Genomic DNA, 23,381 nt, shown 5'->3' with positions numbered 1-23,381 from the left:
TTATTCTCCGCCCGGTGTGTGGCGCGCCGCCCCGCGCGGAAGCGTCAGCGCCTTGACCAGCAGCTCGAAATCCTTGCGCAGTTCGTTCATGCTGTCCTGGCGACCGGCCGAGATTTCTTCGAGAATGCGCAGAAGCTGCACGTCCATCGACCGCAGCCGCATTCGGCTTTCGGCGTCGATCCCCTCGCCCGCACCATGTTCACGCATATGATCCAGCAGCGCGTCCTGCCCCAACGCGATCCGCTCAAGCGCGGCGGTGACCCCTTCGCTTTCCGCCTGCCGTTGGTTCATGTCCGCGATGACATCGACCAATGCACCCAGCTTGGCCGATACCTCGGCGCGATCCGCCTCCTGGGCCGCGAACAGGTCCTGCAGCGCGTCCATCTGCTCGGACATGGAATCAAGGACCGGGGTCAGCACCGCAAGTTCCGCACCGCCTTCATCTCCAGCGGCAAATCCGACGCGCGTGATCGACGACAGCCATTCCTCAAGCTCACGGTAGAACCGGTTCTGCCCGTGGCCGGCGAATAGTTCGAGCAAACCCACGATAAGCGATCCGGCAAGCCCCAACAGGGAGGACCCGAACGCCACGCCCATGCCTTGCAGCTGGGATTCGAGGCCACTCATCAGACGATTGAATACGGCCAGGCCTTCTTCGCCCTCTTGCGGGTTCAGGCTGCGAATGGTGTCGACAATTGCAGGAACCGTTGTTGCCAAGCCGAAGAACGTACCCAGAAGACCCAGATAGATCAGTACGTTGGTGATGTAGCGGGTGAATTCCCGCTCTTCCTCGACCCGTTCCGCGACCGAATCCAGGATCGACCGGGTCGATGTCGAGCTGATCTGCGATTTCGCCCCGCGTGCGCGAAGCAGCGACGCCAGAGGGGCCAACAGCTGCGGTGTACGAGCGTCTTCGCGCACGAAGCCGCCCACGAACGCTTCGATCCAGCGAACCGAACCGATCAACTGGGTCACCTGATAGAAACAGGCCACGACGCCGATGACAAAGACCAGCAGGATGAATCCGTTCAGATAGGGGTTGGCATAAAAAACCGGCAGCACGTAGGGCAGAGCCATGAACACGCCCAGGCCCGACAGCCCGATGGCGATCAGCATCATCACGATTTGACGGATCGGTTGCGAGAAATGCGGTCTCGCGCCCTGCTGTACATGCGCCATGCGCGTCTTTCCCGGTTTTGCCTGCTCTGAGGCGAATCTATCGAAAATCTGGTGGCAAGGCCAAGGGTTTATGCGGTCAGGCTGCGCACCCGTTGCGCCAACCACTCAAGATCCGGGTCGTGCAACCCGATCTCGGACAGGTGCTCAGCGGTATTGTAAAGATACTCGGGGTTAGGGCCGCGGCCGCCCACGGCCCGCGCGATGATTTGCGCCTGCACCTCCAGCGGCAGACCCCCGCAATACTGCACGTGGTCGGGATCGATCACATATGTCACTGCCGTCACCGTCTGGCCGCTGTCCAGATGCACATCCAGCATCTTCTCCACATAGGCTGACGAGATCAATTCGCGCTCGCGCAGTTCCTCGAGGGTGCGGTCCTCATGGCCTGGTTCGACCGCCAGCGCCAAGCCCTTGCAATGGGCATCCGGGTGTTCGTCCAAGGCCAAGACAAGTCCGGGGTTCTCCTCGGTTCCGCGGTGATGGATCGACCGCATGCAAAATGACCGCGCATAGCCGTGAAGTGTCGCCTGCTCGCGCCGGGCCACCGGAAAGCCCGGATTCCACAACAGCGACCCGTATCCGAATACCCACATCGTCATAGTTCTGGTCCTTGCCCGTTTAGGCCTATAAACATCAATTCCAAGGCAGGAAAAAGGGCCATTTGCGATGCGCCGACTGGTACGAGTGTTCATATTTCTGGCCATCCTCTGGGGCGGGTATTGGGCCATAGCCGGGTATGGGCTGCGCAGCGCCATCACCGGTTGGTTCGCGCACCAGCAGGATCTTGGATGGCAGGCTGACTATTCCGACGTGGAAATCGCCGGATTTCCGCTGCACCACGTGACCCGCTTGAACAGTGTCGCGCTGGCCGATCCGGTGAACGGCACAGCCTGGAGCGCGGATTGGATCGAATTCGAAAGCCCCGCCATCTGGCCCGGACGACAGATCTTGCGCTTTGCGGATACGCCGCAGCGGCTGTCTTATTTCGACCAGACCGCAATCATCCTTGCCGACAGCCTTCAGGCGGAACTGAATCTGCGTCCGGGCGTCGCCCTGGAGTTGGAGAAGATGGCCCTGACATCGGGCAACTGGTCGGTGACCCAGGACGGAACCGACATGGCTGCCGGCCAGTCACTTGCCCTGGTCATGGAACAAGGCACCCAGCCCGAGAGCTATGCGATCGGGGTCAGTTCGGATGCCTTTACGCCCGGTGAGGACCTGCGCGCGCTGATGCGAACGGCTGCTTCGCTGCCCCAAGCCTTCGATACACTCGAACTGGATATGAATGTCACCTTCGACAAAACCTGGGACCGTTCCGCGCTGGAAGAACGTCGCCCTCAACCTCGTTTGATCGACCTGCATCTTGCCGAGGTGCAATGGGGCGAATTGCGTCTGTTTGCAACCGGCGAACTGGAGGTTGATGAACAGGGCATTCCGGTTGGCGAGATTGCGGTAAAAGCCGAGAACTGGCGCGACATGATTGCCATGGCCAATGCTGCGGGTGCCCTGCCCGATCAGGCCGTTGATCCGGTCACGCGGGCGTTGAACCTGCTGGCCGGTCTGGGGGGCAACCCCAACGCGCTGGACCTGCAGCTGAATTTCCGCGACGGGTTCGTGGCTTTGGGACCGTTGCCGTTGGGTCCGGCCCCGCGTCTGATCCTGCGTTAGCGGCAGTAGGGTCCGCTGCGGTAACGGGCGGTATCAAGGTGGAAATGGTTCTGGTGATAGCGGTCTGAATTCGGGCCAAGAACCGTGCCGAAGGGCCCGCACGCTCCGCGCCAGATCTTGGTCAGTTGTTTCTTCGAGGGGTTCTTGCGCCAACCGTCCAGAACCGTCACCACCTCGCCATCGGCCATTTTGAACCCCGAGATATCAATGGCCCGACCCTTGCCATGTTCCGAGATCCTGGCACCTTTCCGGTTGTTCCGGGTACGGCAAGCGTAGTGCGCAGCAACCTGCAATTCGACAACTGGACCGCGCCGTTTGAACGTCGGTTTGACGGTCTTGTCGACCCATTTGTTCAATGCGATCGCCGTGCCGCAATCCATCGTCGATGGGCGGCTGAGAACCACTCCTGACACCGATGTGATCTGGACGGCATCCTTGATCCCGCAGGCTTTGATCTTGCCGGGAACCGAGCCCACGGCCTTGCCCTGAATGGCGATGTCACCGCACACCGATCCTTTGCGCAGTTTTCGCTTTTTGAACAGGACTTGCTGTTCCAACGCCTCGGGCCGCAGATAGGGTTTGAGCGAGGTATCCGGTCCAAGCAGCGGAAGGTCGGCCGGGCGCGCTGCCACGGCCAGCACCTGAGGGGATACGGGCCGCACCACGGGTCGCATCTTCGCTGGTACAGCGATCGGCGTCGCCGGACTTGCCGGGACATAAGCGGCCTGCACCAGCTCTGACACCGGGGATGGCCGCGCAACCGGAACCGGTGATGTGTCGGGGGCCGATGCAGTGGCTGCGCCGGCCCATACCATCGCTATAACCGTCAGAGCTTTGCCTTTGATCAGTTTCATGACTTGGCCTTTACGCGCCCGAAATCAGGAGCGTCGGTGTCCTGACCCGCGTCGATGATGCCGCGCCGGATTGCGCGGGTGTGGGTAAAATAGTCGAACAGGTGCTGACCGTCGCCCGTGCGGATCGCGCGCTGCAGGGCAAACAGCTCTTCGGTGAAACGGCCGAGGATTTCCAGCGTCGCATCCTTGTTGGTCAGGAACACGTCGCGCCACATGGTCGGGTCCGAGGCCGCGATCCGGGTGAAATCGCGGAAACCGGCAGCCGAGTACTTGATGACCTCGGAGTCGGTGACGCGCCGCAGGTCGTCGGCGACGCCCACCATCGTATAGGCGATCAGGTGCGGCGCGTGGCTGGTGACGGCCAGAACCAGATCATGGTGATCGGCATCCATCTCGTCGACATTGGATCCCATCCCTTCCCACAAGGCGCGCAGGCGGGCGATGGCCTCGGGGTCAGACCCTTCGACCGGAACCAGCAGGCACCAGCGGTTGTCGAACAACTCGGCAAAGCCGGATTCTGGGCCGGAATGCTCGGTCCCGGCCAGCGGGTGGGCGGGCACGAAATGCACGCCTTCAGGAATATGCGGGCCGACCTCCTCAATGACGTGCCGCTTGACCGAACCGACATCAGACACGGTTGCGCCGGGCTTGAGCACCGGCGCGATGTCCTTGGCGACGGCGCCCATCGCGCCCACCGGCACGCAGAGCACGACCAGATCGGCACCCTCTACCGCCTCTTGCGCGGTGTCGCAGACCCGGTCGCACAGACCGATGCGCCGCGCGGTGTCCCGGGTGGCCTCGGACCGGGCATAGCCGGTCACCTCGCCCGCCAGCCCGGCGCGCTTGATCGCCCAGTACATCGACGAGGCGATCAGACCCAAGCCGATCAGCGCCACGCGGTCATAGATCTGGCTCATGCGGCGCCCCCTTTGAACGCGGTGATGGCCGCAACCACGCGGCGGCAGGCCTTTTCGTCGCCCACGGTGATCCGCAGTGCGTTGGGCAGCTTGTAGCCCGCAACACGACGCACGATCAAACCTTTCGATTGCAGATAGGCGTCGCAGGCCTCGGCCTCGGCCTGATCAGCGAACCGCGCGAGGATGAAATTGGTGCAGGACGGATCGGACGGAACGCCGATCTTGGCCAGCTCGGCCGACAGCCATTCGCGCAGGCGCGCGTTTTCAGCCCGGCAGAACTCGACATATTCCACATCGGCCACGGCAGCCTCGGCCGCGGCGATGGCCGTCAGCGACAGGTTGAAGGGCTGGCGCACGCGGTTCAGCACGTCGATGATTTCGCGATGCGCATAGCCCCAGCCGACCCGCATCCCGCCCAGCCCGTAAATCTTAGAGAAGGTCCGGGTCATGATCACGTTGTCGAACCGGTCCACCAGACCGGCGCCGCCGTCAAATCCCGGCACGAATTCCGCATAGGCGCCATCCAGAACCATCAGGCAGGTCTTCGGCAGGCCCTCGGCCAGGCGCGTCAGCTCGGCGTCCGAGATCATGGTCGAGGTCGGGTTGCCCGGGTTGGTCACGAACACGATCCGGGTGCGGTCGGTCACCGCGGCCAGGATCGCATCGACATCGATCTTGCGCTCGCGCTCGGGCACCTCGACCGGAGTCGCGCCGGCCATGCGGGCGATGATCGGATACATCGAGAATCCATGCTCGGTATGGATCACCTCGTCGCCCGGCCCGGCATAGGCCTGGGCCACGAATTGCAGCACCTCGTCACTCCCCACGCCACAAATGATCCGGTCGGGGTCCAGCCCGTGCCGCTCGCCGATCGCCGCGCGCAGGTTGTAGTGATCGGTCACCGGATAGCGATGCAGCATCGTGGCGCTGTCGCGCACGGCTTCGATCGCCTTGGGGCTGGGGCCAAAAGGGTTTTCGTTGGAACTCAGCTTGATGACGTTTTCCACGCCCTCGACATGCGACTGGCCGCCCTGATACAGCGCGATGTCCATGATGCCGGGTTGCGGGATGATTTTGTTCATGAGGGGCTCCGTTGGTTGCGCCCCTCATACAGGTCTCAAAGCCTTGGGAAAAGCGGCAATTCCGTCACGCCGCCTTGAAGCGGGCGGTTGCCGGATCGGCGGCGTAGAACGGGGCGTATTCCTGCGTACGGCGCGACAGGTCGTTGACGCTGTCGATGATGAACTGAACCGTGTCCTCGGTCATCATGTACGAGAAGTTCAGCCGCACCCAACCCGGTTTCTTCATCTCTTCCCCGGCCGACAACGCCGCGTGCAGCGCTTCAGAGCCCGCCTTGTCGATGCCCAGCAGCCGATGCGCATAGGGGCCGGCGCAGGCACACCCGCCGCGCGCCTGAATGCCGTAGATGTCGCTGAGCATCCGGGTGAACAGCTGTTGGTGCACCGGTTGCCCGGTGGTGTCGCGCACTAGGAAGGAAAAGATCGGCAGGCGGTGCGGGTGGTCCACGCCCAGCAGGGTCAGGTTCGGGTTGTCACGCCACCCATCCAACGCCATGCGGTTGTACAGCGCCTCGCGCCGGGCGATCTCGTCGGTACCTACGGCATCCTTGACGATGAAGGCCAGGGCCGCGCGGATGTCGCCGATCACGTTCGGGGTTCCGGCCTCTTCGCGGGTGGCCAGATCGGTGCTGTAGTCGTGGCGCCAGGGCGAAACGAAGCTGACCGTGCCCCCACCCGGCCAGCTGGGACAGGTACGGCGCACGGCACCCTGGTTCACGATCAGAACACCCGAAGCCCCCGGCCCGCCCGGAAACTTGTGCGGAGACACGACGATGGCATCCTTGCGCGCATCGTCCGGCCCCATGTCCATCGGCAGGTAGGGCCCGCCCCCGGCGTAATCCCAGACCGCGCGCGCACCGTACCGTTTCAGCAGCCGCGTCACCGGGTCAGGGTCGGTGATGACACCCGTGACATTCGACGCGGCCGAGAATGACCCGATCACAAGATCCGAATCCGAATGCTCGATCAGCGTCTGTTCCAGCACCGCAATGTCCGGCCCACCCTCGGGGCTTTCGGGGATCTCGATGACCTGCGCCTTGCTCTCGCGCCAGGGCAGGATGTTCGAATGGTGCTCGTACGGACCAATCAAGACAACCGGCTGGTCAGCCTCTTGCACTCCCATCAAACTGACCAGCCGGTTGAGCCCCGCAGTGGCACCGGACCCGGTGAAGATCACCGCGTCATCTCCCCTCGCGCCAACGATGCGGGCTATTTCCGCGCGCGCCTCGCGGCGCAGTCGCGTCATGTAGGAACCGCAATAGGAGGCCTCGGTGTGGCTGTTCGCATAGAAAGGCAACACATGCTGGGCCACAAAATCCTCGACCTGCCGCAAGGCGCGGCCCGAGGCAACGTAGTCCGCGTACACAAGCGGCACGTCCCCATGCAGACCCGGGATCAGAACGTTCTCTCCGATCAGCCCGTCGCGCAGGGTCGAATTGTGAGTGGCGGCTTGGATTTCTGCACGAAAATGGGACAGGGTCATGTCATTGGCTCCATATTGCACTTCCAATATGATCTACTTCAGCTGAGTAAACTTCACCTATCTTTGCTTGAATTATTAATGTTTTGGGTCATATGATCTGTAATGAGTGAAAATATAGATCAAATTGACAAGCGCCTTTTGCGCGAACTGCAAAAAGACGCTACCCTTTCCCAGCGCGAACTGGCCGAGCGAGTCGGCCTGTCGCAAAACGCCTGCTGGCGGCGATTGAAGGCGCTGAACGATGCAGGCGTCCTGACAGGGTCGACGGCCCGGATCGCGCGCGAAAAACTGGGGCTGAATCTGGTCGTATTCGTTATGCTGCGCACGCGTCACCACTCGGCCGAATGGCTGCAGGCCTTTCGCAGCCATGTCCTGACCATTCCGGAAGTCGTGGATTTCCACCGGATCGGCGGCGACTACGACTATCAGCTACGGGTCGTGACGCAGGATATGGCGACCTATGACAAAGTCTATCAGCGCCTGATCGAGAAGGTCGAACTGGACAGCGTGACCTCGTATTTCGCGATGGAGGCGATCGCCGAAGACCGCCCTCTGCCGATCTGAGTGTTTGCCATGAAAAAGGGCCGCACCTTCGCAGGTACGGCCCGTTTTCTGAAACTGCCCGCGAAGATCAGTTCTTCGCGTAGAATTCGACGACCAGGTTCGGTTCCATCATGACCGGGTACGGCACGTCGCCCAGCGACGGGGTGCGCACGAAGGTCGCGGTCATCTTCGAGTGGTCGACTTCAAGGTAATCCGGAACATCACGCTCGGCCAGGCCAACGGCTTCCAGAACGACGGCCAGTTGCTTGGACTTGTCGCGGACCTCGATCACGTCGCCTTCCTTGACGCGGTAGCTGGGGATGTTCACCCGCTTGCCGTTCACTTTGACATGGCCGTGGTTCACGAACTGACGTGCGGCGAACACGGTCGGCACGAACTTGGCGCGGTAGACGACAGCGTCCAGACGGCGCTCCAGCAGGCCGATCAGGTTTTCACCAGTGTCGCCGTTCACACGTACGGCTTCGGCGTAGATGCGGCGGAACTGCTTCTCGGTCAGGTCGCCGTAGTAGCCTTTCAGCTTCTGCTTGGCGCGCAGCTGCAGACCGAAGTCCGAAAGTTTGCCTTTGCGGCGCTGACCATGCTGGCCGGGGCCGTATTCACGACGGTTGACCGGGGATTTCGGGCGACCCCAGATGTTTTCGCCCATCCGGCGGTCGATTTTGTGCTTGGCAGACGTGCGTTTGGTCACGGCTGATCTCCTTCTTAAGGTCGAGGCCCTGACAGGCCACTATGAAGGGCGTTGTCCTCTTGAGGTTTCCCCCATGACAGGCATCCCCTTGCGGGGGCCACCAACACCAATGAAGCCGCGCTTATATCTGCGAACAGACCAGAGTCAACACGCTGCGATACGTGGACGAAAAAATAGTTCCCAAGGAATGGGCGGCCTATTCAGCGGCGGTCGCAGCCATATGCGGCGCAAGAACCAACGTTTGCTCCGTTGAACTGCGACGCGTGGGGAAGGAAACAACATTGCCCGCATCCGACTGGCTTGCGTCGGCATATTCTTCGACGGCGCATACCCAGAAGTCCTGGCCCCGCGCGGGGCAGCCATTTTGGAACAGAAAAACCGCGTCTTTCTGACCCTCGACCAACGTCAACTCGGCCTCGTAGGTCTGCGCCCCATTCGTCAATGAGACAACTGCAAGCGTGGCGATCGGCTTCAGCGTTGCGGCTTCGGGGCCATGCCCGGCCAGCGCCATCAACGCCTGATCATGTCCAGTCTGAACGGAATATTCCGCGTTACAGTCCGGCAAGCGCGTCATGCACCCATGCCACGACCAAGATGCTCCAATGGCCAAATCTGCCACAGGCGCTGCTTCAAGCCCGTCAATTTCCGTTTGGGACCAAAATACTGCTATGCGACCGTTATACCCGGCTGTCATCTGCCCGCCCGACCTTTCAAACTCATCACCCCGTACACTAGCGGTGTATCAATGATGAATCCGGCCGAAAAGAGACGGAATTGCAGCTTTCACGAGAATGTTGCCGGAGAGTCAAATCAAATTGAGACTCCGGCAAAACACAATACAACTTTAACGACAGTTATGTGGCACTCGTCAACCGCATTTCGAGTGTCCGCAGCTGCGGCAGGTCATGCAGCCCTCGATCATCACCATGTCATACTGGCCGCAGGACGGGCAGGCCTTGCCGCGTGGGGCATCCATGTTGACCACCTGCGCCTGCGGGTCGGACTTCAGCCCCATCCCTTCCCCCTCAAGGAACCCGATCGCGATCATGTGCTGCTCGATCACGCCGCCGATGGCCGCCAGGATCGAGGGGATGTACTTGCCCTGCACCCAGGCCCCGCCGCGCGGGTCGAACACGGCCTTCAGTTCCTCGACCACGAAAGACACGTCGCCCCCGCGCCGGAACACGGCCGAGATCATCCGCGTCAACGCCAGCGTCCAAGCGTAATGCTCCATGTTCTTCGAGTTGATGAACACCTCGAACGGACGCCGCCGGCCACCGATGACGATGTCGTTGATCGTCAAATAGATCGCGTGTTCGCTGTCGGGCCATTTCAGCTTGTAGGTCGAACCCTCAAGCGATTGCGGCCGGTCCAGCGGTTCGGACATGTAGATCACGTCGCCGCCGTCCACCTCGTGCGGGGCATCGGCGCTTTCGCCCGGCACCTTGTCGTCGCTTTCCGAGACGGTCAGAACCGAGCCGGTCACGTCGTTCGGGCGATAGGTGGTGCAGCCCTTGCAGCCCTGATCCCAGGCCTGCATGTACACGTCCTTGAAGGCATCGAACGAGATGTCCTCGGGGCAGTTGATCGTCTTCGAGATCGAACTGTCGATCCATTTCTGGGCGGCCGCCTGCATCTTGACATGCTCGGCCGGGGTCAGGGTCTGAGCGTTCACGAAAAAGTCGGGCAGTTCGACGTCGCCGAACTTGTCGCGCCACATCTGAACGGCATAGTCCACCACCTCTTCCTCGGTGCGCGATCCGTCTTTCTGCAGCACCTTGCGGGTGTAGGCATAGGCAAAGACCGGCTCGATCCCCGACGACACGTTACCCGCATACAGCGAGATCGTCCCGGTGGGTGCGATCGAGGTCAGCAGAGCATTGCGGATCCCATGCTCGCGGATTGCCTCGCGGACATCGTCATCCATCTGCTGCATGGTGCCGCTGGCCAGGTATTTCTCGGCATCGAACAGGGGAAAGGCCCCTTTTTCCTTGGCCAAGTCCACCGACGCCAGATACGCGGCGCGGGCGATCGCGTGCAACCAGCGCTCGGTCTGACGCGCCGCCTCGTCCGAGCCATAGCGCAGGCCCAGCATCAACAGAGCATCCGCCAGCCCGGTCACGCCCAGACCGATACGGCGCTTGGCCTGCGCCTCGGCGGCCTGCTGCGGCAGCGGGAATTTCGAGGCATCCACCACGTTGTCCATCATGCGAACGGCCGTGGCGACAAGCTCCTGCAACGCCGCCTCGTCCAGATGGGCCGCGTCTTCGAACGGCGCCGACACCAGCCGGGCCAGATTGATCGAACCCAACAGACAGGCGCCATACGGCGGCAGGGGCTGCTCGCCGCACGGGTTGGTGGCGGCGATGGTCTCGGCATAGCTCAGGTTGTTGGCCTGGTTGATCCGGTCGATGAAGATCACGCCCGGCTCGGCATAGTCATAGGTGGCCTGCATGATCTTGTTCCACAGATCACGGGCCTGCACCGTGTGATAGACCTTGCCGTCAAAGACCAGATCCCACGGCCCATCCGCCTTGACCGCCTCCATGAAGGCATCGGTCACCAGCACCGACATGTTGAACATGCGCAGCCGGGCCGGGTCGGACTTGGCGGTGATGAACTGTTCGATATCCGGATGGTCGCAACGCATCGTCGCCATCATCGCGCCCCGGCGCGAGCCCGCCGACATGATGGTGCGGCACATGGCGTCCCACACATCCATGAACGACAGCGGCCCCGAGGCATCGGCGGCCACCCCGTGCACATCCGCGCCGCGCGGCCGGATGGTCGAGAAATCATAGCCGATCCCCCCGCCCTGCTGCATGGTCAGCGCGGCCTCTTTCAGCATGTCGAAAATACCACCCATGCTGTCGGGGACCGTGCCCATGACGAAACAGTTGAACAGCGTCACCTGCCGCGCAGTGCCTGCTCCGGCCGTGATGCGCCCGGCGGGCAGGTATTTGAAATCCTCAAGCGCTTCGTAGAACTTCTGCTCCCAATGCTCGGGGTCCTTTTCCACCCGAGCCAGATCGCGCGCAATCCGCCGCCACGAATCCTCGACCGACTTGTCGATCGGCGTGCCATCCGCCTGTTTGAAGCGGTATTTCATGTCCCAGATCTGCTCGGCGATGGGGGCGGCAAAGCGGCTCATTGGTGATTCCCTGTCTTGAAAGAGGCATCCAGATTAGACCAAATCCGCGCCGAACCACAACAGCTTGATAGCGCGCAACGGTAAGCTACAATATAAAGATAGTCCGTGGGACGACTCTGTGGGAAAGCTGTGGATAATTACATCAACCTCGTGAAACTCTCGGTCGGGTCCGAGAGCGTGGACAGCCTGATCGCCTGGCAGGACAGCTATCGCCAGCGGTTTCCGGACGGCCTGCCCCGCCACATCACCCGCATGTGGCCCAAGCGCGAGGCCGAGATTCTGAACGGCGGGTCGATCTTCTGGGTCATCAAGGGTGTCATCCAGTGTCGACAGCGCATCTTGCGGCTGGACGAGGTGACGGGTGAGGATGGCATCCGCCGCTGCGCCATCGTATTGGACCCGCAGGTCCACCGCACCCAGGGCGCGCAGAAACGGCCGTTTCAGGGCTGGCGCTATCTGAAACCCGAGGACAGCCCCGCAGACCTGCCCGAAAGCCGCGCGCAGGACGACGCCCTGCCCGAGGATCTGAACCGCGCGCTGGCCGAGATCGGCGTGCTCTGACCTCAGCCCAGACGGCGCATCACTTCTGCCAGAGTGGCCTTTTCAGTGGCCCCGTACTCCGCAACCCGGCTGCGCCACAAAGTGGCCTGCGATTGCAGAATCAATCCATCCGAGAGGATCTTGAGGTGGTTGGCACGCAGGGTCTCACCGGTCGAGGTGATGTCGGCAATCGCCTCGGCGGTTTCGTTCATCACCGTGCCCTCGGTCGCCCCCTGGCTGTCGACCAGCGTATAGTCGGCAACCCCGGAATCGGTCAGGAACTCGCGCACCAGACGGTGGTACTTGGTGGCGATCCGCAGGCGGTGTCCGTGCGCGGCGCGGAAGGCGGCGGCGGCGGCGTCCAGATCATCCAGCGTCTCGACATCGACCCAGCAGGCCGGAACCGCGATCACCAGATCGGCCTGGCCAAAGCCCAGCGGCGCGATTTCTTCGACCTGCTGTTCCCAGCGCGGAAGTTTCTCGTGCACCAAGTCAGTGCCGGTCACGCCCAGGTGAATCCGCCCGGCAGCCAGCTCGCGCGGGATCTCTCCAGCCGACAGCAGGATCAGCGAGACATCCTCGATCCCATCAACCTTGCCGGCATATTCCCGGTCGGACCCGGCGCGCGACAGCTCGATCCCGTGGCGGGCGAACCAGGCAAAGGTTTTCTCCATCAGTCGCCCCTTGGACGGCACGCCCAGCTTCAGGGTCATTGGCCCGCCTCCTCGATTTCCAGCATCAGGTCGGGGCGCAGCACGCCACCCACCGCCGGGATCTCGGCCCCGTTGCCCAGCCGCCGCGTCAGCGCGTCATAGCGCCCGCCGGTGGCGATGGGCGGCAGGTCGGGGCGGCGCTCGGCGTAGAAGCCGAAGACGAACCCGTCGTAATACTCCATCGAGGTGCGCCCATACGAGGCCTCGAAATCCAGCTTGCTGACATCAACGCCACGCGCCTGCAGGGCGGCAATCCGCGCCTCGAGCCGGTCCAGCGCGGGGGTGATCTGGGGCAGATCGACGGCGATGTCGCGCAGATGCTCCAGCGCATAGGGCATGGTCTCGCGCACACCCAGCAGCGAGTCCAGCCCGGCCATTTCCGTGTCGGAAATCGGCGGCGTGTCGCGGTCGGCGCGCAGGGCGTCGATACGAGAGGCGATCTCGGCCGGTCGGCGCTTGCCGATCACCGGCGCGTCGCAGGCCATCGGGTCGGCCGCCGCGAGCAACGCGGCGCGGTGGTCCGGCTCGGGCTTGCGGACCGCGAACCGGTCCAGCAGAGCCCGGAACCGGCGCGGCCGCCACAGGTGGCGCATCAGCGCGGCCTTACGTTGGTCGGAGGTGCGCAGGCCCTGAACGGCTGCGGTCAGAATGCCGATGTCTCCGGTCGCAGCGCGCAGCGGCAGACCCCGCAATTGCAGGGCAAATAGCGAGAATACCTCGGCATCGGCCCCTGCCGGATCGTCGCGGTCAAAGACCTCGTAGCCCACCTGGATGTATTCATTGGCGCGGTCGGGGTCATGTTCCTGACGGCGGAACACCTCGCCCGAATAGGTGTACCGCGCCGGTTCAGCGCCGTCGCGCATGTGCATCTGCACCACCGGCAGAGTGAAATCCGGGCGCAGCATCTGTTCGCCGCGCAGCGCATCCGACGTAACATAAGCGCGCGCGCGGATATCCTCGCCGTAAAGGTCCAGCAGCGTCTCGGCCGATTGCAGCAGCGGCGTGTCGACGACCTGTGCCCCGGCGGCTTCGAAGCGCACGCGCATCATCGCGGCCCGGGCCTGGATCTGGGATCGATTGGGCATGGCTCAGTCCTGACTGTCCAGAATCTCGCGCACCTTGGCGACCAGATCACCGCGCGGCACCTCGAACTGGCTGGGGCGTTCCTTCCATTCCTCGAGCGTGGCGCTCTCGGCGATCTTGGCGCCCAGGATCAGGTCCTTGATCTGAACCACGCCACGGTCCTTCTCGTCCCCGCCCTCGATCACCGCGACGGGCGAGTTCCTCTTGTCCGCGTATTTCAACTGATTGCCGAAATTCTTGGGGTTGCCCAAGTAAACCTCGGCGCGGATGCCGGCATTGCGCAGTTCGGCCACCATCGCCTGATAGTCGGCCATGCGGTCCCGGTCCATCACGGTCACGACGACCGGCCCGGTGTCATGTGACTTGATCCGACCTTTTTCGCGCAGCGCGGCCAACAACCGGTCGACCCCGATCGAGATGCCCGTCGCGGGCACTTCCTGTCCGGTGAAACGCTTCACCAGATCATCATAGCGCCCGCCGCCCGAGACCGACCCAAACTGCCGCTTGCGGCCCTTTTCGTCGAAGATCTCGAAGGTTAGCTCGGCCTCGTAGACCGGACCGGTGTAGTATCCCAGCCCTCGCACGACCGAGGGGTCGATCTGGATGCGATCGGCACCATAGCCACCCGCGGCCAGCAGCTCGCCTATCTGTTCCAGCTCGGAGATGCCTTCGGCGCCTATCTTGCTGTCGCCCACGGCCGCGCGCAGGTTGGCCAGCGTTCCGGCGGTGTCATCAGCCTTGGACGTCAGGAAGGCGATCACCGGCTCGGCCTGATCGTCGGACAGGCCCACACCATCGATGAACGCGCCCGAGGCATCCAGCCGGCCCTTGGTCAGCAATTCGCGCACGCCCTGCTCGCCCACCTTGTCGAACTTGTCGATGGTGCGCAGTACGTCATCGCGCGCCGCCGCGTCCGCGCCCAGACCCATGGCCTCGAGCACACCGTTCAGGACCTTGCGGTTGTTGACCCGCACCAGATAGTCGCCGCGCGGGATGCCCACGGTCTCCAGCGTATCCGACAGCATGGCGCAGATCTCGGCGTCGGCGGCCATGCTGGCCGTGCCCACCGTATCCGCATCGCACTGATAGAACTGGCGATACCGTCCCGGCCCCGGCTTTTCGTTGCGCCAGACCGGCCCCATCGCATAGCGGCGATAGGGCGTGGGCAGGTCGTTGCGGTGCTGGGCATAGACCCGGGCCAAAGGTGCTGTCAGATCATAGCGCAACGCCATCCAGTCGCCGTTGCCGCCCTCGTCAAACTCCTGCCAGGCGAACACGCCTTCGTTCGGGCGATCGACGTCGGGCAGGAACTTGCCCAGCGCCTCGACCGTTTCCACGGCGCTGCTTTCCAGCGCATCAAACCCATAGCGATGATAGACGTCCGCAATCGTCCGCAGCATCTCGGTGCGCTGCGTGACTTCCTGGCCGAAATAGTCGCGGAACCCTTTCGGCGTGACGGCCTTGGGGCGGGGCTGTTTCTTGGGCTTGGCCATGTGGGGCGTCCTTGGGATTTCATCACTTGCGCGCGCGGTCTATCCCATGGTCTGGGTCGGGGCAAGCCAGCGCTGGCATTGCGCGCGCCGCAGCGGTATGACCGCACCAGATCACAGGAGCCCCAGCGATGCAGCATCTGGAAGAAAAAATTGCCCATCTGACCCGCACCGTGGATGACCTGAGCATGGTCGTCGCCAAGCAGCAGGACGAGATCGACCGCCTGACCCGCCGAGTGGCGATGTTGATGCAGCGCGAAGCCGAACGTGCGCAGGAAGGATCCGGCGGAGTCATTCTGGGCGACGAGCGCCCACCGCACTATTGAGCCCAGCCCCTACAGCCCAAGCGTTGATCTAACGGCATCGTCGACGACACCACCCAACAGGGCATCCTCATCGCCTGCGCAACCTTCGGTCAGCGCTGAAAGAAAAGCCTCACGCAGATTGGCTTTTTCTTCGTCCGAGGATGCAAACTCTTCGATATCAACCTGACGGTTGTAGAGTGAAAGAGCGGTCATCTTTCTGACGACGTCGAAAACGTATTCATCATTTCCATCAGCCTCTTCAATGACCGAAGCGCAGGTATGGTACATCAGCGGAAGTGCGTCTTGCGCCATCTGGTCGGCGGCCTCGTCCGCCGTGCCGATGGACGGGAGAAGGATCAAGCCAGCCAGAACAGGTTTGAAATCAAGCAGTCGCATCAGGGCTCCTTTCTGAAGGCGGTCAATCATGGACGCCCCCGTCACTTGCGGTTTGCCCCAATGATTGCACCGACAACCGCACCTGCGGCCGCGCCTTTGCCATCTCCGATCAACGCTCCGACGCCGGCGCCAATCAGGGCGCCCTTCAGCGCATCTTCTTCCTTTTTCTTGTCCGCCAAAGCGGCTGACGCAGGCAAGACGATCAGCGATGCCGCCAATATACAGGCTGGCGCCTGTGCGCATTTCCTCAAGATCCACATTTGGTTGCCCTCCCGTGACCAAGCCCGAACCGGGTGGTCAGCGTAGCCCGCTCCTGGAATTCTGGCAACTAAGGCCATCCCCGGGCTATTTGCGTCGAATGCCGATTTGTCTGCCGATCTGCGGCTCGGGGGGCAATGTGGCATGGTCGGACACCATTCGCGCCAGCCGCACAGCGGCCCAGTCCGGATAGGGTTCCGACCGGCCTGTTGTATGGCTGACATTCATGAACAGGGCCTCTTGGGTTGCACAGACCACGCCATCCTCGGCCGACACCATCTGCGCAAAATAGTGACCACGCTTGTGATCGGCATCCAGCATCCGAAACCGGAAAACCAGCGCCTCGCCCTCGCGAACCTCGCGCAGGAAATGCAGGTGCGACTGCAGGATGTACGGCCCCTGCTCCAGCGCCGCGACCTGCGGTTCGCCCAAGCCCAGATGATCGACCAGCAGCCGTTCAAAGGCCAGATCGAACACCACGCCATAATACCCCACATTCATGTGACCGTTATAGTCGATCCAGTCGGGCCGGACCGTGAAACCGGTGATTTCGACCGGTGCGGGGTACGGGCCGTCATGGCCTCCCAAAGGCTCGTTTTCCCGGGTCATTCGTCGTCTTCCTCCTCGAAGATCGCCACCGCGCGGATGAACCCGGCCGAGGCGCCCTTGATCTTGAACGGAAAGCACGAGATCTCGAACCCCGTGGGCGGCAGGCTTTCCAGATTGGTCAGCTTCTCCATGTGGCAATAGCCGATCTCGATCGACGCGCGATGCCCCTCCCAGATGATCGAGGGGTCATGTGTTTCCGCGTATTCTTGCGCGGTCAGCGGAAAGGGCGCGTCCCAGCTCCAGGCGTCGGTGCCAGTCACGCGCACGCCGCGCTCGGTCAGGTACAGCGTGGCCTCGCGCCCCATCCCGCAGCCTTTCATCAGGTAATCCGGCTGGCCATAACAGGTGCCGGCCGAGGTGTTGACCACGACGATATCCAGCGGTCGCAGGTCATGCCCGATCCGCTTCAGCTCGGCTGCGACATCGGCGGCGGTGACGACGTAGCCATCCTCGAAATGCCGGAAATCCAGCTTCACGCCCGGGTTCATGCACCACTCCAGCGGCACCTCGTCGATGGTGATCGCCCGCTCGCCCCGGTTCATGGTCGAGTGGTGATGGTACGGCGCGTCCAAGTGGGTGCCGTTATGGGTGGCGATCTGCAGCCGTTCGATGGCCCAGCCCTCGCCGCCGGGCAGGTCCTCCTTCTTCAGGCCGGGGAAAAAGGCCATCACCTGCTCGGCCGTCTGGTCGTGGCTCATGTATTCGATCTGAGGCAGCATGATCGGCGGGTCCGACACGATGCCGGTTTCCAGCGGGACGGACAGATCGACGAAACGGCGGGCCATGAACTCCTCCGGGATTGCGCGGCCCAAGGGTTGGCTGGCTGCAAGCATCTGTCAAGCCAAGAAAAAGGCGGGCACGCAGGCCCGCCTTTTCAGGGTTTTGGTGAGTGGTGGCAGTCGTTACTCGGCCGCGATGGCGTCCTCGATCTTTTCGACACGGATAGCCGAGAACTTAAACTCGGGGATCTTGCCATAAGGGTCGATGGCCGGGTTGGTCAGGATGTTCGCCGCCGCCTCGACATAGGCGAAGGGAATGAACACCATGTCCTCGGCGATCGCCCGGTCGGCGCGCACCATGATCTCGATCGAGCCGCGCCGGGTGGTCAGACGCACCATTTCGCCGGGTTCGATCCCCATCAGCTTGAGCGTGCGCGGGTTCATCGAACAGTTCGCCTCGGGTTCGACCGCGTCCAGCACCCTGGCACGACGGGTCATGGACCCGGTGTGCCAGTGTTCCAGCTGCCGCCCTGTGGTGGCGATCATGGGGAATTCCTCGTCCGGAGCCTCATCCGGGGGGATGATGCTGGCCGGAGTGAACTTCGCACGGCCATCCGGGCGCGGGAAGCCGTCTCCGAACACGATGGACTGGCCCGGATCGGTCTCGGACAGCGACGGATAGGTGATGCTCTCGGTCTCGAGCCGCTCCCAGGTGATGTTGTCCAGCGACGCCATGGTCAGCTTCATCTCGTTGAACACCTGCGAGACATCCTTGTAATCCCAGTTCAGTCCGATACGCTGCGCCAGATCGACGGTGATCGCCCAATCCTCGCGCGCCTCGCCCGGCGGCGGCACCGCGGGGCGCACGCGCTGCACCTGGCGGTTGGTGTTCGACACCGTGCCGTTCTTTTCATACAGCGCCGAGGCCGGCAGGATGATGTCGGCATAGTTCGCCGTTTCGGTCAGGAAGATGTCCTGCACGATCATCAGGTCCAGCCTGGCCAGCGCCTCGCGGGCATGGTTCACGTCGGGGTCGGACATGGCCGGGTTTTCGCCCAGGATGTACATGCCCTTGATCTTGCCCGCATAGGCGTGGTCGATGATCTCGGTCACGGTCAGGCCCTTCTCGTTCGAGAAATCGCCCGAGTTCCAGACCTGGCTGAACTTGGCCCGAACGGCGTCGTCGGTGACCGACTGGTAGTCGGGCAGGAACATCGGGATCAGGCCGGCATCCGAGGCCCCCTGCACGTTGTTCTGCCCCCGCAGCGGGTGCAGACCCGCGCCGGGCTTGCCCACATTGCCCGTCATCAGGGCCAGCGAGATCAGGCAGCGCGAATTGTCGGTGCCGTGGATATGCTGGCTGACGCCCATGCCCCAGAAGATCAGACCCGCATTTGCACTGGCGAAAATCCGGGCCACGCGGCGCAGTTGATCGGGCTCGATACCGCAGATCGGCGCCATCTTCTCGGGGGTGAACTGGCGCAGGTGCTCCTTCTCGGCCTCCCAGTTCTCGGTCCAGCGGTGGATGTACTGGCTGTCATACAGCTCTTCCTCGACGATCACGTTCATGATCGCGCTCAGCATCGAGACATCGGCGCCGGGCCGGAACTGCAGCATCTCGGTCGCGAATTTGCGCATGCCCACGCCGCGCGGGTCCATCACGATCAGCTTGCCGCCGCGTTTGGCGAACTGCTTGAAATAGGTCGCCGCGACGGGGTGGTTCTCGATCGGGTTGGCGCCGATGATGATCGCCACATCGGCGTTCTCGATCTCGTTGAATGTCGCGGTCACCGCGCCCGAGCCCACGTTCTCGATCAGCGCCGCCACCGACGAAGCATGGCACAGCCGCGTGCAGTGGTCCACGTTGTTGTGGCCAAAGCCCTGGCGGATGAACTTCTGGAACAGATAGGCCTCTTCGTTGGTGCATTTGGCCGAGCCAAAGCCCGCCACGCTGCGCGGGTCCTCATCCCGCAGTTTCATCAGGCCCTTGGCGGCCAGATCCAGCGCCTCGTCCCAGGTTGCCTCGCGGAAATGGGTGCTCCAATCGGCGGGATCGACGTTCAGGCCCTTCGGCGGCGCATCCTCACGCCGGATCAGCGGCTTGGTCAGGCGGTGCGGGTGGTGGATATAGTCGAACCCGAACCGACCCTTGACGCACAGGCGGCCTTCGTTGGCGGGGCCGTTGATGCCCTCGACATATTTGACCTTGCCGTCCTTGACCTTGAGGCTGACCTTGCAGCCCACCCCGCAGAACGGGCAGACGCTTTCGGTCTCGCTGTCGTAATCCTTGCTGTCGCCGCGCTGCTGATCGTCCAGCACGGTGGCCGGCATCAGCGCGCCGGTGGGGCAGGCCTGAACGCATTCGCCGCAGGCGACGCAGGTCGACTCGCCCATCTGGTCGTTCTGGTCGAACACCACCTGCGCGGTATGCCCGCGACCGGCCATGCCGATCACGTCATTCACCTGCACGTCGCGGCAGGCACGGACGCAGAGGTTGCAGTTGATGCAGGCATCCAGATTGACCCGCATCGCCACATGGCTGTCATCCAGCAGCGGGATCTTCTCGGGCTCCTTCGCCGGAAAGCGGCTGTCGCTGACATCGTTCAGCTTGGCCATGTCCCAGAAATGGCTGGATACATCGTGCGGCTGTTCCGGCTGGTCGGCCACCAGCAGTTCCATCACCAACGCGCGGGATTTCTCGGCGCGGTCGGTGTCGGTTTTCACCACCATCCCCTCGGCCGCCGGACGGATGCACGAGGCGACCAGCGTGCGCTCGCCCTCGACCTCGACCATACAGGCGCGGCAGTTGCCGTCAGGGCGATAGCCCGGCGCGGGTTTGTGGCACAGGTGCGGGATGACCAGACCCTTGCCGTTGGCCGCTTCCCAGATCGTGGTGCCCTCGGGCACGGTCACGTCTTCGCCGTTCAGGTTGAAGGTGACGGTCTTGGTTTCGCTTGCGTCAAGCATGGCTGTCTCCCTCAGATCTCATTGGCGAAATGTTTCATGACTAGGCGGATCGGGTTCGGGGCCGCCTGCCCCAGACCGCAGATCGAGGCATCGCCCATCACCTGGCACAGATCTTCCAGCAGGTCGGTGTCCCACTTGTCGGCTTGCATCAGCTTGACCGCCTTTTCGCAGCCCGCCCGGCAGGGCGTGCACTGGCCACAGCTTTCGTCCTCGAAGAATCGCAGCATGTTCAGCGCAGCATCCCGCGCGGTGTCCTGATCGGACAGGACCACCACTGCGGCGGACCCGATGAAGGTGCCGTGCGGTTGCAGAGTGTCGAAGTCCAACGGGATGTCGTCCATCGACGCGGGCAGCAGGCCCGAAGACGGCCCGCCCGGTTGATACGCCTTGAAGGCGTCGCCCTCGGCCATGCCCCCGGCGGCATCAATCACGTCCAGAATGGTGGACCCTGCCGGCAGCAGGTAGACGCCGGGTTTCGCCACCCGGCCCGAGACCGAATAGCTTCGCAGGCCTTTGCGGCCGTTCTTTTCAACCGAATCTAGGATTTCCGGGCCTTCCCGGCAGATCTTGGACACCCAGTAGAGCGTCTCGACATTGTGCACCAGCGTCGGGCGGCCGAATACGCCGACCTGCGCCACGAAAGGCGGGCGGTGACGCGGCAGGCCCTTCTTGCCCTCGATCGATTCGATCATCGCGGATTCTTCGCCGCAGATGTAAGCGCCCGCGCCGCGCCGCAGGTCGATATAGCCTTTCTCGACGATCCCGGCCTGTTCCAGCGCAACAATCTCGCGCCGAAGAATTTCCAGAACGGCTGGATATTCGTCACGCATGTAGATGAAGCAGGTCTGTGCCTCGACTGCCCACGCGGCGATCAGCATACCTTCGAGGAAAACATGTGGCGTGCGCTCCAGATAGTAGCGGTCCTTGAAGGTGCCCGGTTCGCCCTCGTCGCCGTTCACGGCCAGGTAACGCGGGCCGTCATTCATGCGGACAAAGCCCCATTTCTTGCCCGACGGGAAGCCGGCGCCGCCCAAACCGCGCAGCCCCGAGGCCAGAACCTGTTCCTGAACCTCTTCCCAGTCGCCGCCTTCGCGCAGCTCTTTCAGTTTGGCATACCCGCCGTTTTCGACATAGGTCGCGAAGGTCTCATACTCGGGCAGATGGGCGTGGGTGTCGCCCGCCGCGATGGCGGCCTGTACCTTTTCGGGGGTCGCGTGGTCGATGTGGTTGTGACCGAGTTCCAGCACCGGCGCGGTGTCGCAGCGCCCCATGCAGGGCGCACGCAGAACGCGCACCTCGGACGGGTCCAGCCCGTCCTCCAGCGCCTTTTTCAACTGCTGCGCGCCTGCCATTTCGCAGGACAGTGAGTCGCAGACGCGGATCGTCAGGGCCGGCGGAGGAGTTTCACCTTCTTTCACCACGTCGAAGTGGGCATAGAAGGTCGCGGTCTCGTAGATCTCGGCCTGACCGATCCGCATCTCGACGGCCAACGCGGCGATGTGGTCGGAACTGATATGGCCGTGCGCATCCTGGATCAGGTGCAGAAACTCGATCAGCAGATCGCGGCGGCGCGGGCGGTCGCCCAGCAGGCGCTGAATCTCGGCCTGCGCCTCGTCCGTGAATTGACGGCCTTTGGGCGTGTGCCGCCCCTTGCCTTTACCTGACTTCCAGACGCCCTTTGGCGCGCCTGACGGCTTGGTATCCAATGGTGCCATGATGCCCTCCGATCGAGCCTCGTCTCTCATCAGAGTAGCATATCGTCAAATCGCAAAAACCAATGGCACGATAACGACAGTTTATCACCGCAAAGACGTCACGACCTGCCGCAATGCGCCAACGGTGGGCAATTCCGGATCACGCGCCAAGGTCGCCAGACAGATCGGCTTGCTGACCACCGGGTCGACCAGAGGCAGGACACGCGTGCCTTTCAAATCGCCGAGCGCCCGCACCAGAACCCGTGGCACGACCGTCGCCGCCAGCCCTTCGTGCGCCATGACCATCGAGGCAGTAAACCCGCTGGTTTCGGCCACTACACGCGGATGCAACCCCTGTTCGGCAAATATCCTGTCGAGAATGCGCCGGTTCTGCATCTGGGGCTCCAACAAGCTGAGCGGAAACTCGGCCACGCGTGCCCAAGGGATCGGGCCAGTTTCCTGCGTCATGTGCTGAGGGACAAGCAGCACATAGGTTTCTTCATACAGCGGGTGAACATGGCGCAGATCGGTGCCGATGCTGTCGCCATAGGTGATCCCGGCATCGATGCTGCCTTCGTCCAGCCGGTACTGGATCGCGGTGGCCGACATGGTTTCGATCCGCGACAGGATGCGGGGATGGGCTGCCTGCAGATGTTTGATCAGGCGTCCGGTAAAGGCGATGGCGGTCGGAATCACGCCAAGGATCAGGGTGCCGGTGATCTCGCCCTTTATCGCCTGCACCTCCTGCTCCAGCGCCTTGGCGTCATCCAGAATGCGGCGGGCGCGGCGGACGATCATCTCGCCCTCTTCGGTCAGGCCCTGAAACCGGTTGGCCCGGCGTACGATCGACACGCCCAGCCGGTCTTCGAGGTTGCGGATGCGCATCGAGAACGCGGGCTGCGAAATACCGCACTCCTCGGCCGCCTTGGCAAAATGGCGATGGCGCGCCAAGGCGCTGAGAAGTTGCAGATCGCGGATTTCGAACACGTGCGGGCCTCGGGCGGATTGGAGCGATACCGTAAGA

General features: G+C 62.9%; 23 protein-coding genes. 4 read left to right on the top strand and 19 right to left on the bottom strand.

Going from position 1 to position 23,381, the window contains the following annotated elements:
- Both ACR0EF_RS01160 and ACR0EF_RS01155 read right to left on the bottom strand, forming a co-directional pair.
- Positions 1–1,179, bottom strand: a complete 1,179-nt coding sequence (locus ACR0EF_RS01160) for a biopolymer transporter ExbB (RefSeq protein WP_170371722.1) — start codon at positions 1,177–1,179, stop codon at positions 1–3.
- 68 nt (positions 1,180–1,247) lie between these two features.
- Positions 1,248–1,778, bottom strand: a complete 531-nt coding sequence (locus ACR0EF_RS01155; RefSeq protein ID WP_170371724.1) for a gamma-glutamylcyclotransferase — start codon at positions 1,776–1,778, stop codon at positions 1,248–1,250.
- Positions 1,779–1,845: 67 nt separating this feature from the next.
- Here ACR0EF_RS01155 and ACR0EF_RS01150 point away from each other — a divergent pair, with 67 nt between their 5' ends.
- On the top strand, positions 1,846–2,847 hold the full coding sequence (locus ACR0EF_RS01150; protein WP_170357114.1) for a DUF2125 domain-containing protein: 1,002 nt from the start codon (positions 1,846–1,848) through the stop codon (positions 2,845–2,847).
- On the opposite strand, the gene ACR0EF_RS01145 is transcribed toward ACR0EF_RS01150, so the two are convergent.
- The 4 genes from ACR0EF_RS01145 to ACR0EF_RS01130 all read right to left on the bottom strand — a co-directional run bounded on the left by ACR0EF_RS01145 (position 2,844) and on the right by ACR0EF_RS01130 (position 7,180).
- Positions 2,844–3,701, bottom strand: a complete 858-nt coding sequence (locus tag ACR0EF_RS01145; RefSeq protein WP_170371726.1) for an extensin-like domain-containing protein — start codon at positions 3,699–3,701, stop codon at positions 2,844–2,846. The genes ACR0EF_RS01150 and ACR0EF_RS01145 overlap by 4 nt on opposite strands.
- Positions 3,698–4,618: a prephenate/arogenate dehydrogenase family protein gene (locus ACR0EF_RS01140; RefSeq protein ID WP_170357112.1), complete on the bottom strand. Its 921-nt coding sequence runs from the start codon at positions 4,616–4,618 to the stop codon at positions 3,698–3,700. Before ACR0EF_RS01140 ends, ACR0EF_RS01145 begins: the two co-directional genes overlap by 4 nt.
- Positions 4,615–5,700, bottom strand: a complete 1,086-nt coding sequence (gene hisC, locus ACR0EF_RS01135; protein WP_170371728.1) for a histidinol-phosphate transaminase — start codon at positions 5,698–5,700, stop codon at positions 4,615–4,617. The genes ACR0EF_RS01140 and hisC overlap by 4 nt, the downstream gene beginning before the upstream one ends.
- 64 nt (positions 5,701–5,764) lie before the next feature.
- On the bottom strand, positions 5,765–7,180 hold the full coding sequence (locus tag ACR0EF_RS01130) for an aminotransferase class V-fold PLP-dependent enzyme (protein WP_170371730.1): 1,416 nt from the start codon (positions 7,178–7,180) through the stop codon (positions 5,765–5,767).
- A gap of 102 nt (positions 7,181–7,282) precedes the next feature.
- Here ACR0EF_RS01130 and ACR0EF_RS01125 point away from each other — a divergent pair, with 102 nt between their 5' ends.
- Positions 7,283–7,744 (top strand): Lrp/AsnC family transcriptional regulator, encoded by a 462-nt coding sequence (locus ACR0EF_RS01125; protein WP_170364866.1) that lies wholly within the window; start codon positions 7,283–7,285, stop codon positions 7,742–7,744.
- A 67-nt stretch (positions 7,745–7,811) separates the two neighbouring features.
- Here ACR0EF_RS01125 and rpsD read toward each other — a convergent pair whose 3' ends face one another.
- The 3 genes from rpsD to ACR0EF_RS01110 form a co-directional block, all read right to left on the bottom strand.
- A complete protein-coding gene (gene rpsD / locus ACR0EF_RS01120; RefSeq protein ID WP_093964621.1) occupies positions 7,812–8,432 on the bottom strand; it encodes a 30S ribosomal protein S4 in 621 nt (206 codons plus the stop codon).
- A gap of 196 nt (positions 8,433–8,628) precedes the next feature.
- On the bottom strand, positions 8,629–9,006 hold the full coding sequence (locus ACR0EF_RS01115; RefSeq protein ID WP_170371731.1) for a hypothetical protein: 378 nt from the start codon (positions 9,004–9,006) through the stop codon (positions 8,629–8,631).
- Positions 9,007–9,300: 294 nt separating this feature from the next.
- The gene (locus ACR0EF_RS01110; protein ID WP_170371732.1) at positions 9,301–11,583 is read right to left on the bottom strand and encodes an adenosylcobalamin-dependent ribonucleoside-diphosphate reductase; all 2,283 of its coding nucleotides are present in this window, start codon (positions 11,581–11,583) and stop codon (positions 9,301–9,303) included.
- Positions 11,584–11,712: 129 nt separating this feature from the next.
- Here ACR0EF_RS01110 and ACR0EF_RS01105 point away from each other — a divergent pair, with 129 nt between their 5' ends.
- Positions 11,713–12,144: a DUF1489 family protein gene (locus ACR0EF_RS01105; protein ID WP_170371733.1), complete on the top strand. Its 432-nt coding sequence runs from the start codon at positions 11,713–11,715 to the stop codon at positions 12,142–12,144.
- A gap of 2 nt (positions 12,145–12,146) precedes the next feature.
- On the opposite strand, the gene hisG is transcribed toward ACR0EF_RS01105, so the two are convergent.
- The 3 genes from hisG to hisS are packed head-to-tail and all read right to left on the bottom strand — an operon-like array spanning position 12,147 to position 15,412.
- Positions 12,147–12,836, bottom strand: coding sequence for an ATP phosphoribosyltransferase (gene hisG / locus ACR0EF_RS01100; protein ID WP_170357104.1), 690 nt, complete (start codon positions 12,834–12,836; stop codon positions 12,147–12,149).
- Positions 12,833–13,921 (bottom strand): ATP phosphoribosyltransferase regulatory subunit, encoded by a 1,089-nt coding sequence (locus tag ACR0EF_RS01095; RefSeq protein WP_170371734.1) that lies wholly within the window; start codon positions 13,919–13,921, stop codon positions 12,833–12,835. Before ACR0EF_RS01095 ends, hisG begins: the two co-directional genes overlap by 4 nt.
- 3 nt (positions 13,922–13,924) lie before the next feature.
- On the bottom strand, positions 13,925–15,412 hold the full coding sequence (gene hisS, locus ACR0EF_RS01090; RefSeq protein WP_170340492.1) for a histidine--tRNA ligase: 1,488 nt from the start codon (positions 15,410–15,412) through the stop codon (positions 13,925–13,927).
- A gap of 128 nt (positions 15,413–15,540) precedes the next feature.
- On the opposite strand from hisS, the gene ACR0EF_RS01085 reads away from it, so the two are divergent.
- Positions 15,541–15,735, top strand: coding sequence for a SlyX family protein (locus ACR0EF_RS01085; RefSeq protein ID WP_170357101.1), 195 nt, complete (start codon positions 15,541–15,543; stop codon positions 15,733–15,735).
- A gap of 9 nt (positions 15,736–15,744) precedes the next feature.
- Here ACR0EF_RS01085 and ACR0EF_RS01080 read toward each other — a convergent pair whose 3' ends face one another.
- The 7 genes from ACR0EF_RS01080 to ACR0EF_RS01050 form a co-directional block, all read right to left on the bottom strand.
- A complete protein-coding gene (locus ACR0EF_RS01080; protein WP_170371735.1) occupies positions 15,745–16,110 on the bottom strand; it encodes a hypothetical protein in 366 nt (121 codons plus the stop codon).
- Between the two features lie 41 nt (positions 16,111–16,151).
- The gene (locus tag ACR0EF_RS01075) at positions 16,152–16,370 is read right to left on the bottom strand and encodes a YMGG-like glycine zipper-containing protein (RefSeq protein WP_244952316.1); all 219 of its coding nucleotides are present in this window, start codon (positions 16,368–16,370) and stop codon (positions 16,152–16,154) included.
- 85 nt (positions 16,371–16,455) lie between these two features.
- On the bottom strand, positions 16,456–16,977 hold the full coding sequence (locus tag ACR0EF_RS01070; protein ID WP_170371736.1) for a thioesterase family protein: 522 nt from the start codon (positions 16,975–16,977) through the stop codon (positions 16,456–16,458).
- Positions 16,974–17,762: a cyclase family protein gene (locus tag ACR0EF_RS01065; protein WP_170371737.1), complete on the bottom strand. Its 789-nt coding sequence runs from the start codon at positions 17,760–17,762 to the stop codon at positions 16,974–16,976. Before ACR0EF_RS01065 ends, ACR0EF_RS01070 begins: the two co-directional genes overlap by 4 nt.
- Before the next feature lie 117 nt (positions 17,763–17,879).
- Entirely contained in the window at positions 17,880–20,663 is a 2,784-nt protein-coding gene (fdhF, locus tag ACR0EF_RS01060) for a formate dehydrogenase subunit alpha (protein WP_170371738.1), read from the bottom strand.
- A gap of 11 nt (positions 20,664–20,674) precedes the next feature.
- Positions 20,675–22,378 (bottom strand): NAD(P)H-dependent oxidoreductase subunit E, encoded by a 1,704-nt coding sequence (locus tag ACR0EF_RS01055; protein ID WP_170371739.1) that lies wholly within the window; start codon positions 22,376–22,378, stop codon positions 20,675–20,677.
- An 84-nt stretch (positions 22,379–22,462) separates the two neighbouring features.
- On the bottom strand, positions 22,463–23,344 hold the full coding sequence (locus tag ACR0EF_RS01050; protein ID WP_170371741.1) for a LysR family transcriptional regulator: 882 nt from the start codon (positions 23,342–23,344) through the stop codon (positions 22,463–22,465).
- Positions 23,345–23,381 lie beyond the last annotated feature (37 nt).

Source organism: Ruegeria sp. CG8, from assembly GCF_056537165.1.
This window is presented reverse-complemented; position numbering and strand designations above follow the sequence as displayed.